Origin of the sequence: Flavobacterium bizetiae (assembly GCF_902804475.1) — a bacterium.
In the GTDB taxonomy this organism is placed as follows: Bacteria; Bacteroidota; Bacteroidia; order Flavobacteriales; family Flavobacteriaceae; genus Flavobacterium; species Flavobacterium bizetiae.
The window spans coordinates 25,003-42,587 of record NZ_CADCSU010000021.1 but is presented as its reverse complement, the minus strand read 5'-3'; the positions used below and the strand labels follow the sequence as shown (position 1 = coordinate 42,587).

Here is a 17,585-nt window from a genome sequence, read left to right as displayed (position 1 = left end):
AGAGGAAGCGAAAGTCTTAATCAGGATATGAGTCACGAACTCGCAGGAACGAACAGTTTACTTTTGCTTCCTTTCTCAATCATAAATTTAATTAAATTTCAAAAAACAAATCTAAAGGAGGAACGAAGGATCACACAAGAAACTCCACAAAGATTGGCGATTACGAACAAATAAAAAAGAATAAAAATCCGTTTTCAATCCGCGTTTTTGCGAAGCAAATCCGTGTCATCCGTGGGCTATGACAAAGATTGCGGAATTACTAGTGTGATCCTTCGTTCCTCAGGATGACAAGATTGTAGTTATTTTATGTTGAAAAAATAAAAAAGAATAAAAATCCGTTTTTAATCTGCGTTTTTGCGAAGCAAATCCGTGTCATCTGCGTGCCATGACAAAGACATACCCATTTAATTTCCAATCTCCATTATCTAAAAAATCAATGTCTCAGAATAAAAACACATAATCTGTTAAATTCCCAATTTTTTAATTAAAAAAACGGGGAAACAATTTTTTTGTTTTTGTGGAATTATTTTACATACATTTGTAAATGTAAATTTTACACTTATAATTTGTTTTGTTTTTCTTTTATAAAAATGGCACAAGCGTTGTTTTAAAATGAAGTAAAGACAAAAACAAATTTGCTATTAAATAAACCAACCAACTTAAAATTAACTTTAGAAATGAACAACAAAATAGACCAATTATCGGCAGATAATATAAGAGCTTTGGCTATTTCGATGGTCGAAAAAGCCAATTCCGGACATCCGGGAGGATCTATGGGAGGTGCAGACTTCATGCATATTTTATATTCTGAATATTTAAAATACGATCCAACTGATATGAACTGGATTTTCAGAGATCGTTTTTTTATGGATGCCGGACATCTTTCGGCTTTAATGTATGCACAATATCATTTGCTTGGTAATTATGAAAAAACAGATCTTGAAAATTTCAGACAATGGGGTTCTGTAACTCCGGGACATCCTGAAATTGATGTAAAAAGAGGTATCGAAAATACTTCAGGACCATTAGGACAAGGACATGCAATGGGCGTTGGAGCAGCAATTGCGGCTAAGTTTTTATCAGCAAGATTTGAAAATTTATTCGATCATAAAATTTATGGTTTCATAACCGATGGTGGTGTTCAGGAAGAAATTTCGCAAGGAGCAGGACGAATTGCAGGACATTTAGGACTGAACAATTTTATCATGTTTTATGATTCGAATGATGTACAGCTTTCGTCTATGACAGATGAGGTTACGACCGAAAATACGGCAATGAAATATGAATCATGGGGATGGAAAGTTATTACTATCGACGGTCATAATCATACTCATATTCGTTCAGCATTGAATGCAGCCCACGCCGAATTAGAAAGACCAACCTTAATTATTGGCCGCACCATAATGGGCAAAGGTTGTGTAACCGCAGAGGGAACGATGTACGAAGGACAATGCGAATTGCACGGAAAACCTATTGGCGCTACAAATGCCAATTTCGAAAAAACATTACAGAATTTAGGCGCGAATCCTGAAGATTCATTTGCGGTTTATAATGATGTAGCATTGCATTATGCAGCAATTTTAAAAAATAAAACAGAAGAATCAGCAGCCAGAAAAATGCAAATTTCGGCCTGGGAAAAACAAAACCCACAATTAGCTGAAAAGATAAAACAGTTTTTTAATGGAGATTTACCGGCATTAGATTTCAGTACAATTGCTCAAAAAGCCAATGCAGCAACACGCGATGCATCGGCAGCAGTTTTAGGATATCTGGCAGAGAACGTAGAGAATATGATCGTGTCTTCTGCCGATTTATCGAATAGTGATAAAACAGATGGTTTCCTGAAAAAATCATCGGTTTTACAAAAGAATAATTTTCACGGAGGATTTTTGCAAGCCGGTGTTGCCGAGTTAACGATGGCAGCAATTGCAAACGGAATCGCGCTTCACGGCGGAGTAATTCCGGTTGTGGCAACATTTTTTGTGTTTTCTGATTATATGAAACCAGCAATTCGTTTGGCCGCCATTCAGGAATTACCGGTAAAATATGTCTGGACACATGATTCTTTCCGCGTAGGCGAAGACGGTCCAACGCACCAGCCTATCGAGCAGGAAGCACAAATTCGATTATTAGAAAAAATTAAAAACCATTCCGGCGATCAGAGTTTATTGGCTTTACGTCCGGCAGATGCTGTCGAAACTTCTGTAGCCTGGCAAATGGCACTCGAAAATAAAAAAACACCAACAGGTTTAATTCTTTCGAGACAAGATATCAAGGATATTCCAACAAGCGGAAATTCAAGATTTGATGAAGCTTCTCAGGCCAAAAAGGGAGGATATCTGGTCAAATCAAATTCAAATCCTGATATTACTTTAATTGCAAACGGATCTGAAGTAGCGACACTTATTGAGGCAGCAAATGAGCTGGAGCAGAATTTTAAATTAAATATAAACGTAGCTTCTATTATTTCTGAAGGACTTTTTAGATCTCAGTCGGCAGAATATCAGGAAAGTGTTATTCCAAAAGGCGCATTGGTTTTCGGACTTACCGCCGGACTTCCGGTAAATCTTGAAAATCTGGTAGGTACCAAAGGAAAAGTCTTTGGTTTAGACCATTTTGGCTATTCGGCTCCCGCATCAGTTTTAGATCAGAAATTTGGATTTACCAGCGAAAATGCACGTAAAGAAATCCTGAAATATTTAGAAAATAATAATTACAACTTATTAAAATAATAGAACGACATGAAATTTTTTATAGACACAGCAAACTTAAAAGATATTAAAGAAGCCAATGATTTAGGCGTTTTAGATGGTGTAACCACAAACCCTTCCTTAATGGCAAAAGAAGGTATTACCGGAGCTCAGAATATTTTAGACCATTATATAAAAATTTGCGAATTGGTGGATGGCGATGTAAGTGCCGAAGTAATCTCAACAGATTTTGAAGGTATGGTAGCTGAAGGTGAAAAACTGGCAGCATTGCATCCGCAGATTGTGGTAAAAATCCCGATGATAAAAGATGGTGTAAAAGCCATCAGGTATTTTTCGAATAAAGGAATCAGAACCAACTGTACTTTGGTATTTTCTGTGGGTCAGGCTTTGTTGGCAGCAAAGGCCGGAGCAACTTATGTTTCGCCATTTATTGGCCGTTTAGATGATATTTCGACTGACGGAATGGTATTAATTGAAGATATCAGACTAATTTATGATAATTACGGATACGAAACTCAAATTTTGGCAGCTTCTGTTCGTAACGTAATGCACATTATCAATTGTGCAAAAATAGGATCAGATGTTATTACCGGCCCATTAAGTGCCATCGAAGGTTTACTAAAACATCCTTTAACAGATATTGGTCTTGCAACTTTCCTTGCTGATTATCAAAAAGGAAATAGCTAATCAGAATACTTTTTGGCGCACGGATTTGAACGGTAAATGTTTTGACACAGATTTTAATTTTAAAAAATGGGATAGCAAAACTAAAATTTATCAGATCAATTGATAAATAAAATAAAATCAGTCTGTTTATCTGCTTAATCCGTGACCAAAACTTACAAGATAATTTGTTAGTTTTTAATTGTAGTTTTTTTGAAGAAAAAACCCTGAAAGTTTGTGGCTTTCAGGGTTTTGTTTTTTATCATAGGCCCACAGATTGCGCGGGTGATACAGATTAGCACGGATTTTTTCTTTTTTTTCTCTCGCAGATTTAGCAGATTTTTTTTAAACTATTAATCTGCCAAATCTGCGAGAGAATTTTTTAGAGTTGCCTATAAAAAAAATCAGCGAAAACCAGTTCGATCAGTAAAATCCGTGGGCAAACCACTTTTTACAAATTCAATACGAAATCGTTAAGTAATTTCTCTTCATATTTTTCTTTATTAAAAGTATACAGATAAGATCCTTTTCGCGAAGACTGCATGTCTTTTTCATCCAGTTTATTCAAAATTTCTAAAGAATTAATTTTGCTGATAAAGTTACGTTTGTCTAATTCCTTACTCAAAATTGCTTCGTATAATTCTAATAACTGACGCATGGTAAACTTTTCAGGCAACAACTCAAAACCAATTGGTTTTATCGAAGTTCTGTAACGAAGTCTTTTAATGGCGTTTTGAACCATTTCGTTATGGTCAAAAATTAAATTAGGAGCATCAGCAATACTAAACCATTGTGCATGATAATTTTTAATCAGTTCAGCATTATGATTTTCAATATTAATCAAAGCATAATACGAAACCGAAATGGTTCTTTCGACAGGATCACGATCAATTTCGCTGTAAGCATATAGTTGCTCCATATAAATGTCGTTTAAACCTGTATAAGTATTCAAGATTCTAATCGCAGCATCATCCAATACTTCATCACGCTTTAAAAAACCTCCAATCAAAGACCATTTTCCCTTTTCAGGCTCAAAGTCTCTCTTGATCAAAAGGATTTTCAACCCTTCGCTGTCGAATCCAAAAATGATACAATCTACTGCTAATAAGACTTTATCTGCAGAACTATAACTGTTTAGCATATTCAATTTTTTATTGGTAAATATATAAACTTCCTAATACGTTTCATAATTTATTAATGTAGATTTTACACTTAATAAATTAGTCTTTTTCCAGAAGTTCAATAATGAGTTTTTTATAGTCAAATTTAGATCACGATTTATCTTTTTCAATCGTTTTCGGAATGAAAAAACTTCGATTTCATCAAAAAACAATCTTTCTGTCAAAATTTAAAAGAGCCTAAAGAGGATTTTATTTACAAAAATAACAAAATTTTATGCTCATAATCTTCAATAAATAACTCAAATGTGAAATTTTTTTCTAATGCCGTTTTTTGAGTAAAAAGTTGCTTTTTAATAAAAAGTGTTGGTTTTACACAAATTATAGATCAAAAAGCTCTTTTTTTTGAAAATAACATTAATTTTTAAATGTTGTTTTTACACTTAATTTATGATATGCGTTTTTTTTGAGTCCTTTTTTTGCCATATTAATTTGTTTTTAAGCTTTTTTTTTAGTTAAATTTACAAATGTAAAATTAACACTTATAATTATACGCTAACCAACTTAAACTAACCAGTATGATAACAAACCAAAAATTATTTTTTTACTGCAATTTTTTATTGCCAAAAAAAGAATGGCTTGTAGCATTTATGATGCTATTATTTTCCGTAAATCAAATGTCGGCTCAGGGCAAAGTGATTACCGGAATTGTTACCTCGGCGCAAGACAAACTGCCTTTGCCGGGAGTGAATATTATGATAAAAGGAACCAAAACCGTTTCGACAACAGGTTTTGATGGAGAATATTCGATTAAAGCATCTCCAAACGATATTTTAGTTTTTTCATTTATAGGATTTCAAAATCAGGAATTAACGGTAGGAAATCAATCTAAAGTAAATGCAGTTTTAAGCGAAGACACGAACAAACTAAATGAAGTAGTCGTAATTGGTTACGGAACACAAAAGAAATCAGATCTAACCGGATCTGTAAGTGTTGTTAATATGGAATCGGCTAAAAAAAACGTAACATACGATGCTGCAAAAATGCTTCAGGGACAGGTTCCGGGAGTAACGGTACAATCTTCAGGAGAGCCGGGTGGTTTTGTAAATGTCAAAATTAGAGGGATAACTTCATTCACAAATAACAATCCTCTTTTTGTTATTGATGGAATTATGGTGGATGCTCCAAATGATTTTGCACCAGGAGAAATTGAATCTATGCAGGTTCTTAAAGATGCATCATCGGCCGCTATTTATGGGGTTCGTGGAGCAAATGGAGTGGTAATTATTACAACTAAAAAAGGTAAAGCAGGTAAAACAGACGTTAAATTCAAATCTATTGTGGGACTTCAGAATGTTACTAAAAGATGGGATGTAACAGATCGTTTGGGTTATCAGCAAATTACCAGTGAGGCCGAAAGAAACAGAGACATTAGAGCAGGGGTTCCTGTAAATATTGCTCCCGGAAACAATCCGGCAAGTTCATCATACATTTCAAATGTTGATACAGACTGGCAAAAAGAATCGATGAAAACGGGTGTGGTACAAAATCAGGCACTTACATTTTCTGGAGGTGCTGAAAATATTGCGTACAGCTTTAATGTTGATTATTTCAAAAACACCAGCTACTTAAAAACGCCACAGGATTATGAAAGGCTGTCAACGAATTTGAATTTGAATGGTAAAAAAGGAAAATTCAAATACGGGGCGAAAATTGCCTATACACAATCTGATAAGGAAATTTTTAACGAATATAATGCAGGACAAACCTTTATCAGTGATATGTTAGGTGCTGTACCAACAATGCCGGTTTACGACGCTAACAGATTAGGAGGTTACGGAGGAACAGATAACCTGACACAAAGAGCCATCTCAATGAACCCTATTGGATATAATAATTTGATCACAAATAATGGTAAAAGAAACCGTTTTATTGGAGACATCTGGGGCGAAATTGAAATTGTTAAAGGGCTTAAATACAAATTGGATGTAAGTTATGACAGAACAGATTGGGAAAACAGAAAGTTTATACCGCCAAGTGATTTAGGATGGTATTATATCACGACAAACGATGAGGCTTCTTTAGATACAGAAACTGGAAATGAGTTAAGAACGTTCTGGAATAATTTATTGACTTACGAAATTTCATTAGGGAAACATAAAATTGATGCTCTTGCAGGATTGATTCAGGAAAGAAGAGACCATCACAGATATAATTCAAGAGGTGTAGGTTATACGCCTGGAGAAATACCAATGCTTCAGTTTGCTGATGCAAGAAATGCGAGCGAATATAAATTTACTATTACAGGAATATCATACATCAGCAGATTAAACTATGCTTATGATGACAGGTATTTGCTACAGGCAAATTTCAGACAAGATAAAACTTCTCTTTTTAGTGAGATCAATAATTCGGCAAACTTCTACTCTTTTTCAGGAGGTTGGAAAATTAGTAATGAGAAGTTTTTACACTTACCAAAATGGGTGAGCAATATTAAACTTAGAGGAGGTTATGGTACAATCGGAAATAATACCATTCCGCAATACTTCTTTGCTTCGACAGTAAATAGTTTTGCAGGTTATGATTTTAATAATTCACTTGCTCCGGGAACAACTGTTGTTGCAGCACTTGATCCTAATGTGCATTGGGAAAAAACAACCAGTAAAAATATAGCATTAGAGTTAGGGTTTTTAGATAACGACTTGCAATTTACAGGAGAGTATTTTATGAAAAAAGTAACAGACATGTTGGTGAATGTCCCTTTACCATATTCTAATGGTGCTTTCCCGGCTAGTATTTTTACTAATGCAGGAGATATGCAAAATGAAGGTTTCGAATTTACAGCGTCATATAGTAATCATCACCGTAAATTCAAATACGACATTTCAGGAAATTTTGGAACTTTAAAAAATGTAGTAACCAAAATTGGAGTAAACGGAAATCCTCTTTACGGAGCAGTTTCAAAAACACAATTAGGAAGATCTGTAGGAGAAATTTATGCCTGGGAAGCTGTTGGTATTTTTCAAAACGCAGCCGAAGTTGCAGCTTCTCCAACACAAACTGGTGCAGCTCCGGGAGATGTGAAATTTAAAGACGTAAACGGAGACGGAATTATTACAGATGCTGACAGAACTTTTCAGGGAGTATCGATTCCTAAATATGGTTTTGGATTGAATTTCAGTGCTTCTTATGAAAATTTTGACTTCTCAATGTTTTGGCAAGGTAGCGGAGGAAACAAAGTTTTTAATGCCATGTACCGTAATTTAATGACAGGACAATACGGAAACCACAGTACAGATGAATTGAATTATTGGACTACTACTAACACCAATACGAATGTTCCGGCACCGGTAATTGGTGATCCTAACGGAAATAACAGAGATTCAAACCGATTCATTCAAAGTGGAGACTACGTGAGATTGCAAACAATGGAACTAGGTTTTAATATTCCGTTGAAAGACAAATTTATCCAAAAAGCAAGAGTATATGTTAATGGTCAGAACTTATGGACGATTACAAAATATACAGGATATGATCCCGACTTTAATAGTGACGGATTGCTTTCAAGAGGATATGATGCAGGATCTTTCCCAAATCCAAGAACTATTTCTTTAGGAGTAGAGGTAAATTTCTAAAACTGGTTTAACCCATTAAAAACGTATTAAAATGAAATATAAGATATATAATTATATAGCGATTTTCTTTTCATTGGCTGTTGTAACAACAAGCTGTGTTGAAAATGAAGATTTGACCCAAATTGACCCAAATAATAATGCAGTAGATTCATTCTGGAAAACAGATCAGGATGCTATTGAAGGAGTAAATGCAGCTTACGGAAGTTTATTAACAGATGGAACGTACATGAGAAGTACACCATTATTATTAGACGCAAGAGCAGATGATGCGCGTACCAATAGCCCTTGGGGTTCAATGTATAATGCAGGTCACTTTAACTCAAATGTTGCCGACGCATCCATTTATGGATGGGCTTTCGAAACCTATTATCAGGGAATTTACCGTGCCAATCAGGTTTTAACAAATGTACCGGAAATAGGTTTTCAGGATCAGGCGCTTAAAAACAGAATTTTAGGACAAGCGTATTTTTTGAGAGGATTATTTTTATTTCATGCCGTTAACTTGTTTAAAAATGTACCGGTACCAACAGAACTGGCAGTATATTATCCGCAGAAAACAGAAGCAGAAGGCTGGGCTCAGGTTATTGCCGATTTTCAGGCTGCTGCCGATTTATTGCCTGTTTCGTATGATAATATTTCAGGTTTAGACGGAGGTCAAAAAGGACGCGCTACAAAAGGTGCTGCATTAGGATATTTAGGAAAAGCATATTTGTTTAATAAAGATTTTGCGAATGCTAAAACGGCTTTCAGACAAGTAATCGATTTAGGCGTTTACTCTTTAGTATCCAACTACCGCGATAATTTTACAACTGCAAACGAAAACAATTCTGAATCTCTTTTCGAAGTACAATTTAGCCGAGAAGCAGGTGGAGTTGATTTAGGTTGGGGAGGAGCTCCGGCATCAGGTTGGGGAAAAACTTCTGCGCGTGCGATTACTTATGCACCAAGAGCTTTTGGATGGACAGATGTTCAGCCTTCATGGGCATTATTCAATGAATTTCATGATGAAAAAACAAAAACAGGAGATCTTGATCCGCGTTTAGATGCTACTATATTTTATAACAAACCAGGCGGAATGAAATTGTACGGAAAAGATTTTGCTGCTTTTTATGCTACAAGTCCCGGAGATTTAAACGACATATTTTGTAGAAAATACCAAAATTCTGATGGAGAATTTGCAGATGAATACGACTGGCGTTCCGGTATCAACGAGCGTTTATTAAGATATGCAGATATTCTTTTAATGTATGCCGAAACTCTAAACGAAACGGGCGATACTCCAGGAGCATACGGATATATCCAAATGGTACGAAACAGAGTGGGTTTGCCGGACTTGGCAACAGTAAAACCAAATATGACGCAAGAACAAATGAGAGAGCAGCTAGGTCACGAAAGATTCCTGGAGTTCCCACTTGAAGGACACCGTTTTGATGACATTCGTCGTTGGGGATGGTTGCAAAATTCAGCAAAACTGGCATGGCTAAAATCGAGAGATGCTGAGTTTAATTCTTATACACCTGGAAGAGAATTTTATCCAATTCCGCAATTAGAAATGGATAATAATCCGGGAACAAAACAGAATGACAGTTATTAAGTTTTCAGTCTCAGTCTCAGTCCCACTTTAAACTGAAAACTGAGACTGAAAACTGCGACTAAAAAATAGAATTTATTTGAATTAGTTAGAATACTTAACATCATGTGAGAGCTTAAAAACTTTCACATGATTTTATAAATTAAACATATCATGAAAAAAGTACTTTTAAGCACGTTTCTTTTTACCCTTTTCAGTCAGGTTAGTTTCGCTCAAAATCAAACCACAGTGGTTACGATTAAAAACAATGCAGACGCGCCAACAATCAACAAAAATATTTACGGACATTTTGCAGAACATTTGGGACGCTCTATTTATGGAGGTTTTTTTGTGGGAGATACATCCAAAATTCCAAATACAAAAGGAGTTAGAAATGATATTGTTAAAGCTTTAAAAGAATTAAAAATTCCAAATTTAAGATGGCCTGGCGGATGTTTTGCCGATACGTACCACTGGAAAGACGGAATTGGACCACAACAAGAAAGACCTACAATTGTAAACCAATGGTGGGGAGGAGTAACAGAAGACAACAGCTTTGGAACACATGATTTCTTAAACATGTGCGAATTGCTTGGAGCAGAACCATATTTATCCGGAAATGTAGGTAGCGGAACGGTTCAGGAATTGGCAGATTGGGTGCAGTATACCAACTTTAGCGGTAAAAGCCCAATGAGTGATTTGCGTAAAAAAAATGGAAGAACAGAACCATGGAAAGTTAAATTCTGGGGAATCGGAAATGAAGCCTGGGGTTGTGGAGGTAACATGACAGCAGAATATTATGCTAATGAATACCGCAAATATGCCACTTTTATGTCGGATTGGGAAAACACAGGCGGAATCACTCGTATTGCATCAGGATCAAACAGCGCTGATTATAACTGGACAGAAGTTTTAATGAAAAACATTCCGATCAATATGTTAGGCGGAGTTGGAGTACATCATTATGCTGTAATCGACTGGGCTAAAAAAGGAGATGGCGTAAACTTTACCGAAGACGGATATTTTCATACCATGCAATCGGCGCTAAAAATGGAAGAATTGGTAACGAAACATTCTGCCATTATGGACAAATACGATCCGGAGAAAAAAGTAGCCATGATTGTAGACGAATGGGGAGCTTGGTACGAAGTAGAAAAAGGAACAAATCCTGGATTCTTGTACCAGCAAAATACCATGAGAGATGCAGTTTTGGCCGGAGCAACACTAAACATCTTTAACAATCATGCTGATAGAGTTCGTATGGCAAACCTTGCACAATGTGTAAACGTTTTGCAAGCTGTAATCCTTACAGATAAAGCAAAAATGATTACAACACCAACGTATCATGTTATGAAAATGTACAGCGTTCATCAGGATGCTAAATTATTACCAATCGATTTTCAGTCACCATTATACACTTTCAACGGAGAATCACTTCCGGCAGTTTCAGCTTCGGCATCAAAAGACAAAAGCGGATTGGTTCATATTTCATTAGTAAATGTTGATGCCAAGAATAAAAACAAAATAGAAATCGATGTAAAGGATCTTGGTGTTAAAGGCTTTACAGGAACTATTATAACATCGGCAAAATTACAGGATTATAATTCATTCGATGCTCCAAACAAAATTGTACCAACAGTTTTTAAAGGTTTCGAAAATAAAAAAGGAAAATTAGAAATCACAATTCCTCCTTTCTCAGTAGTCGTGTTAGAAGGAAAATAACAAGCTAGAAATGAAAAAATCAAAATATATAATCAAAATCACTTCGTACATCGGGTTGGTTTTATTTGCTCTTGCCGCGGTGAGTTGTTCTAAAGACGATCCTGCAACAAATGAAACAAGCCCTCCGGTTGTAGTAGATCCTCCCATAGTTACACCCGCTTTTCCCGGGCCAACATATGCAGATAATTATACGTCAATATCAGGTTGGGGAAGCAGAGCACAATGGAATTTAGCCAACGTGCACGATCCATCTGTAGAAAAATCAGGCGAATACTATTATATGTATCAAACCGATGCTTCTTACGGAAATGCAACAGATGGTCACGGACATTTTTTTTACAGAAGATCAAAAGATTTAATCAATTGGGAGTTTATGGGATCATCAATGACCGAAGCTCCTGCCTGGGTAAAAGATTCTTTAAATAATAAAAGAGCCAGAATGTCGCCTGCATTGCCTCCCATTACAAATCCGAATTATGGATATTGGGCACCTTGCGTTCGAAAAGTGGGCAATATTTACAGAATGTATTATAGCATCGTAGTAACAAATCCTATCGTAGGAACAGATACCAATACTTCCTGGACAGAACGCGCTTTTATTGGCTTAGCCGAAACAAGTGATTTGGCTTCAAACAATTGGGTAGACAAAGGAATGGTCGTTTGCTCTGAACCCGATGGCGTAAAAAGTTATGTTAGAAACGGAGGAAACGATTGGGATGCCTATTTTAAATTCAACGCCATCGATCCCAGTTTTATTCAGACTCCCGAAGGCGATCAGTATTTAATTTACGGTTCATGGCATTCCGGAATTGCAGCTTTAAAACTGAACCCGGCAACAGGAAAACCGGATAAATTAAAAACAATTGACGATTACGGAGTACGTATCGCAGGACGCGGAAATGTAAATTCAAATCGTTGGCAAGCACTCGAAGGACCTGAAATTATTTATAATCCGGACACACAATATTATTATTTATTTCTGGCGTATGACGAATTATCAGTTGCTTATAATACACGTGTTGCACGTTCAAAAAACATTCTGGGACCTTATCAAACCATTAGCGGAACCAGCATTACAAGCGGAGCCGATTGTTTCCCAATGTTAACGCATCCATACTCTTTTAAAAATCATACCGGTTGGGTTGGAATCTCACATTGCGGAATTTTTCAAAACCCCGAAACCAAACAATGGTATTACGCATCGCAAGCCCGCTTGCCAGAGGGAGTTCCCGGAATTGCAGTTTCTAATGCAGTCATGATGGGACATGTTCGCGGTATTCAATGGACAGAAGATGGCTGGCCTGTAGTAGAAGCAGAACGTTATGCAGGAGTGCCGACAACCACTATTTCTGAAGCTAGTTTTATTGGAACATGGGAACAAATTACCATGAACTATCAATACAAAGCCATTCAAAAATCAGTTACCGTTTATTTAACCGGAGATAAAAAAGTGAGCGGAGATGTTAACGGAATCTGGTCTTACGACAGCGCCAAAAAAATCTTAACCATAAACGGAATAAAATGTAATGTAACCGATGCCTGGGATTGGGAATCAGCCACCAGAAAAGTGACTTTGAGTTACTCAGGTTTAACAGCAACAGGATTACCGGTTTGGGGTAAAAAGATTAATTAGAAAATTAGAAATTCCAATTTCTTAAATCCCAAGTATTAAATAATAGCCACAGATTAAAGGATTAAAAGATTAAAAAATTTGCTCAAGAAAATAAGCCACTAATTCCAAAAATTAAATTCGAGAAAGTTGGTGCAATTCGTGGCAAAAAAAATAAAGCTAAGGTTAAAAAAATCATTTTAATCTTTTAATCTGTGGCAAAAAACACAAATGTATCAGAATGAAAAATCTACTTACAAGCCTGTCTATTTTAATTTTAATTACTTCGTGCAAAGTAGTTGCTCAAATTGACCCGGTAAAATTCAATAATCCGATCATCAAAGATCAATATACAGGAGATCCTGCGGCATTGGTTTATAAAGATAAAGTCTATCTATACGCAGGTCATGACGAAGCGCCAAACGATTTTAATTTTTATAAAATGAATGAATGGGTGGTGTATTCTTCTTCAGACATGAAAAAATGGGAATCGCATCCGGTGCCTCTAAAAGCCTCTGATTTTGCCTGGGCAAAAGGAGACGCATGGGCTTCGCAGGTAATTGAAAGAAACGGAAAATTTTATTGGTATGTAACTGTTGAACATGGTTCAGTACATGGAAAATCGATTGGAATTGCAGTTTCAGACAGTCCAACAGGACCTTTTAAAGATGCTTTAGGAAAAGCCTTAATTACAAACGACATGACCAAATTTAGCGATATAAGCTGGGACGATATCGACCCGACAGTTTATATCGATAATGATGGACAAGCGTATTTGTTTTGGGGAAATACCGCTTGTCATTATGCCAAACTAAAAGAAAACATGTTAGAATTAGACGGGCCAATTCAGCACATCGATCTGCCACATTTTACCGAAGCACCTTGGATTCATAAACACAAAGACTGGTATTATTTATCATACGCTTATGAGTTTCCGGAGAAAATCGCCTACGCTATGAGTAAGTCCATCACCGGACCGTGGGAGTTTAAAGGAATCCTGAATGAAATTGCAGGAAATAGTAATACGAATCATCAATCGATTATAGATTTTAAAGGACAATCGTATTTTATTTATCACAACGGAGCATCAATTCCGCATGGTGGAAGTTTCAGAAGATCAGTTTGCGTAGATAAATTATACTATAACAAAGACGGAACCATGAAACGTGTTGTAATGACATCTGAAGGAATTCAGTAGTTTTTAGTCTCAGTCTCAGTGGCAGTTTTCAGCTGACTTATATGATTTTAAAAGTTTTCAGTCGCAGTCGCAGTCACATTTTACAATTTACATTTCACAAACAAATCACTTATATGGTTTATAAAAACATAAAACACGCAATTTTCGCACTAATCCTTCTGATTGGTTCGGTTTCATTTGCGCAGGAAATAGTCGTTCACGATCCCGTCGTCATCAAACAAAAAGACACCTATTATTTGTATTGTACCGGAAACGGAATCAGTGTTTTTAGTTCGAAAGATTTAAAAAACTGGAATCCGGAACCGCAGGTTTTCAAAGACAAACCCGTTTGGGCAGATGGCGTTGCGGCCGATTTCAAAAACCACATCTGGGCGCCGGATATTTCATTACACAACAATGTTTATTATCTGTATTATTCGGTTTCGGCTTTCGCCAAAAATACATCGGCAATTGGTGTGGCGACCAATACAACATTAGATCCAAAAGACAAAAAGTACAAATGGGTCGATCAGGGAATTGTAATTCAATCGCAACCCAATCGTGATATGTGGAATGCCATTGATCCGAATTTAATCTTCGATGAAAACAATACACCTTGGTTATCATTCGGTTCTTTTTGGGAAGGATTGAAATTAGTAAAACTAAATCCCGATTTAAAATCAATTGCTCAGCCACAAGAATGGCATACGATTTCAAAACGAAAAAGAACCTTCGAATTACCAGATTCAGATCCCGGAGATGGCGCGCTGGAAGCTCCTTTTATCTTTAAGAAAAACGGCTATTATTATCAATTTCTTTCTTGGGATTTATGCTGCCGCGGAGAAAAAAGCACCTATAAAGTCGTTGTTGGAAGATCTAAAAATGTAATAGGACCTTATGTCGATAAAGACGGAAAATCTTTAAATGAAGGCGGAGGAAGTTTAGTCGTTCAGGGCGATGAAAATTACTTTGGCGCAGGCCATAACAGCGCTTATACTTTTGATGGCAAAGATTATATTTTTTATCATGCTTACGAAAAGAAAACCAACGGAACACCAAGATTAGTCGTTAAAGAAATGCTTTGGGACAATGATTTATGGCCCGTTTTAAAATAGAATAAAAATAATATAATGAAAAAATACACTTTCCATATTGTAGCAGTTTTTCTATCATTTCTAATTTTTGTTTCATGTAAAGAAACTAAGAATGGCGTAGTGCAATCGAATAAAACATCGGCTCTAAAAGCAGGCTACGAAATTGAACCGGTCAACATTCAAAATGTAAAACTAACCGATTCTTTTTGGTTGCCTATTATAAAAAGAGTACAGGAAATTACGATTGCATATGCCATTCAAAAATGTAATGAAGAAGGACGTTTTGAAAACTTCTTAATTGCAGGAAAACAAAAAACCGGAACAGTAAGAGGAGAAATGCCATTTGATGATACTGATGTTTATAAAATTATCGAAGGCGCATCAAATACCTTAATTAGTGCACCAAATCCAAAACTTGAAAAAGTATTAGATTCCTTGATTGCCATTGTAAAAATTGGTCAGGAAAAAGATGGTTATCTAACAACCTGGAGAACCATAAATCCGGCGAAACCACCAGCACCTTGGGTTCCGGTAATTGAAGGAAAACGTTGGGAATCATTACAAATTAGCCATGAATGCTACAATGCAGGGCATTTGATCGAAGCTGCTGTGGTACATTATGAAGCAACCGGAAAAAGAAATTTCCTTGATATTGCCATCAAAAATGCCGACTTATTAGTAAAAACTTTTGGTGATAAACCAGGTCAGGTAAAAGGAGTTCCCGGACATCAAATTGTAGAAACAGGTTTGATCAAATTGTATCAAATTACAGGAAAAGAAGATTATCTAAAACTGGCAAAATATTATTTAGACAATCGCGGAAATCCGAACAATCATAAATTATATGGCGAATATGCACAAGATCATATTCCGGTTATTCAGCAAAACGAAGTGGTTGGACATGCCGTAAGAGCCGTTTACATGTACGCTGGAATGACAGATATTGCTGCGATGACAAAAGACAAAGGCTATACAGATGCCGTCAATAATTTATGGAGCAATATGGTGAATAAAAAAATGTACATCACGGGCGGAATTGGTTCGAGACACGAAGGAGAAGCTTTTGGAGACAATTATGAATTGCCAAATTTAACCGCATACAATGAAACCTGCGCTGCAATTGGCGATGTTTACTGGAATCACAGATTGCACAATTTATACGGAAAATCAGAATATTTTGATGTAATCGAAAGAACCATGTACAACGGATTAATCTCCGGAATTTCATTAGATGGAAAAGAATTTTTCTATCCAAATGCCTTAGAATCTGATGGCGTTTTTAAATCAAATAGAGGATCTTGTACACGTCAGGCTTGGTTTGATTGTTCTTGTTGTCCAACAAACTTAATCCGATTTGTGCCTTCGATTCCGGGTCTTATTTATTCGAAATCAAAAGACGCGCTTTATGTCAATTTGTACGCTTCAAACAACGCCTCTTTCACTTTAGGAAAAACCGATTTACAGATTTCTCAGCAAACCGGATATCCTTGGAACGGAAAAGTAAATATTTCGGTTAACCCGAAAAAAGAAAGTCAATTTACAATCAAATTGAGAGTTCCGGGTTGGGCAAGAAATGAAGTTTTGCCGGGAGATTTATATTCTTATAAAAAAGCGTCAACTCAAAAAGCAACCATTAATTTGAACGGAGAAACATTGGCACTTCAGCCACAAGACGGTTATTTCACCATTACAAGAAATTGGAAAAAAGGAGACAAAATCAATCTTAATTTTCCAATGGAAGTTCAGGAAGTTGAAACCAATGCAAAAGTAGCAACCAATAAAAACAAAGTCGCTTTAGAATACGGACCAATCGTTTATGCTGTTGAAGAAGCTGATAATAAAAACAATTTCGACAAAATAAATGTAGCATCCGGAGATACTTTCAAAGTAAAAAAAGAACCTAATTTATTGCAAGGCGTAAATGTAATTGAAAATTCAAAATTCAAAGCAATTCCGTATTACAGCTGGTCAAATAGAGGAGTTGGGAAGATGAAAGTTTGGTTGGATTATAAAACCAATTAAAAATTAAGAATTAAAAATTAAAAGTTCTGGAGGGACGAAGCATATTGTAGCGACGGATTTTAATCCGTTGAACATATAGAAATAAAAATAGCCACAGATTAAAAAATCTGCTCGATCTGCAAAATCTGCGAGAGAAATATTTAAACACATAGAAACATAGATTTCTAAATGAATAAAAAAGAGAATAAAACAAATCTGGATTTGCACACATAGCTATGTTTTTTTAGATAAATGAAATGCCTTTTTTAAGAAATCAAAAGCTAT

The 17,585-nt window shown here is 36.0% G+C and carries 10 protein-coding genes; 9 read left to right on the top strand and 1 reads right to left on the bottom strand.

The features are described from left to right. The first annotated feature begins 677 nt into the window (after window positions 1-677). Both FLACOL7796_RS00645 and fsa read left to right on the top strand, forming a co-directional pair. Complete coding sequence (locus FLACOL7796_RS00645) at window positions 678-2,732, top strand: transketolase family protein (RefSeq protein WP_173968780.1); 2,055 nt, start codon at window positions 678-680, stop codon at window positions 2,730-2,732. A gap of 9 nt (window positions 2,733-2,741) precedes the next feature. Then, window positions 2,742-3,398: a fructose-6-phosphate aldolase gene (fsa, locus tag FLACOL7796_RS00640; RefSeq protein ID WP_173968778.1), complete on the top strand. Its 657-nt coding sequence runs from the start codon at window positions 2,742-2,744 to the stop codon at window positions 3,396-3,398. Between the two features lie 427 nt (window positions 3,399-3,825). On the opposite strand, the gene FLACOL7796_RS00635 is transcribed toward fsa, so the two are convergent. Continuing rightward, a complete protein-coding gene (locus FLACOL7796_RS00635; protein WP_173968776.1) occupies window positions 3,826-4,515 on the bottom strand; it encodes an NUDIX hydrolase in 690 nt (229 codons plus the stop codon). A gap of 555 nt (window positions 4,516-5,070) precedes the next feature. Here FLACOL7796_RS00635 and FLACOL7796_RS00630 point away from each other — a divergent pair. The 7 genes from FLACOL7796_RS00630 to FLACOL7796_RS00600 all read left to right on the top strand — a co-directional run bounded on the left by FLACOL7796_RS00630 (window position 5,071) and on the right by FLACOL7796_RS00600 (window position 17,321). Next, complete coding sequence (locus FLACOL7796_RS00630; protein ID WP_173968774.1) at window positions 5,071-8,127, top strand: SusC/RagA family TonB-linked outer membrane protein; 3,057 nt, start codon at window positions 5,071-5,073, stop codon at window positions 8,125-8,127. A gap of 31 nt (window positions 8,128-8,158) precedes the next feature. Beyond that, complete coding sequence (locus FLACOL7796_RS00625) at window positions 8,159-9,721, top strand: RagB/SusD family nutrient uptake outer membrane protein (RefSeq protein ID WP_173968772.1); 1,563 nt, start codon at window positions 8,159-8,161, stop codon at window positions 9,719-9,721. Window positions 9,722-9,871: 150 nt separating this feature from the next. Next, window positions 9,872-11,419: an alpha-N-arabinofuranosidase gene (locus FLACOL7796_RS00620; RefSeq protein WP_173968770.1), complete on the top strand. Its 1,548-nt coding sequence runs from the start codon at window positions 9,872-9,874 to the stop codon at window positions 11,417-11,419. A 10-nt stretch (window positions 11,420-11,429) separates the two neighbouring features. After that, window positions 11,430-13,052, top strand: a complete 1,623-nt coding sequence (locus tag FLACOL7796_RS00615; protein ID WP_173968768.1) for an arabinan endo-1,5-alpha-L-arabinosidase — start codon at window positions 11,430-11,432, stop codon at window positions 13,050-13,052. A gap of 217 nt (window positions 13,053-13,269) precedes the next feature. Beyond that, a complete protein-coding gene (locus tag FLACOL7796_RS00610) occupies window positions 13,270-14,226 on the top strand; it encodes a glycoside hydrolase family 43 protein (RefSeq protein ID WP_173968767.1) in 957 nt (318 codons plus the stop codon). 113 nt (window positions 14,227-14,339) lie between these two features. Continuing rightward, entirely contained in the window at window positions 14,340-15,320 is a 981-nt protein-coding gene (locus tag FLACOL7796_RS00605; protein WP_232067255.1) for an arabinan endo-1,5-alpha-L-arabinosidase, read from the top strand. Window positions 15,321-15,335: 15 nt separating this feature from the next. Next, complete coding sequence (locus tag FLACOL7796_RS00600) at window positions 15,336-17,321, top strand: glycoside hydrolase family 127 protein (RefSeq protein WP_173968765.1); 1,986 nt, start codon at window positions 15,336-15,338, stop codon at window positions 17,319-17,321. Window positions 17,322-17,585: the final 264 nt, after the last annotated feature.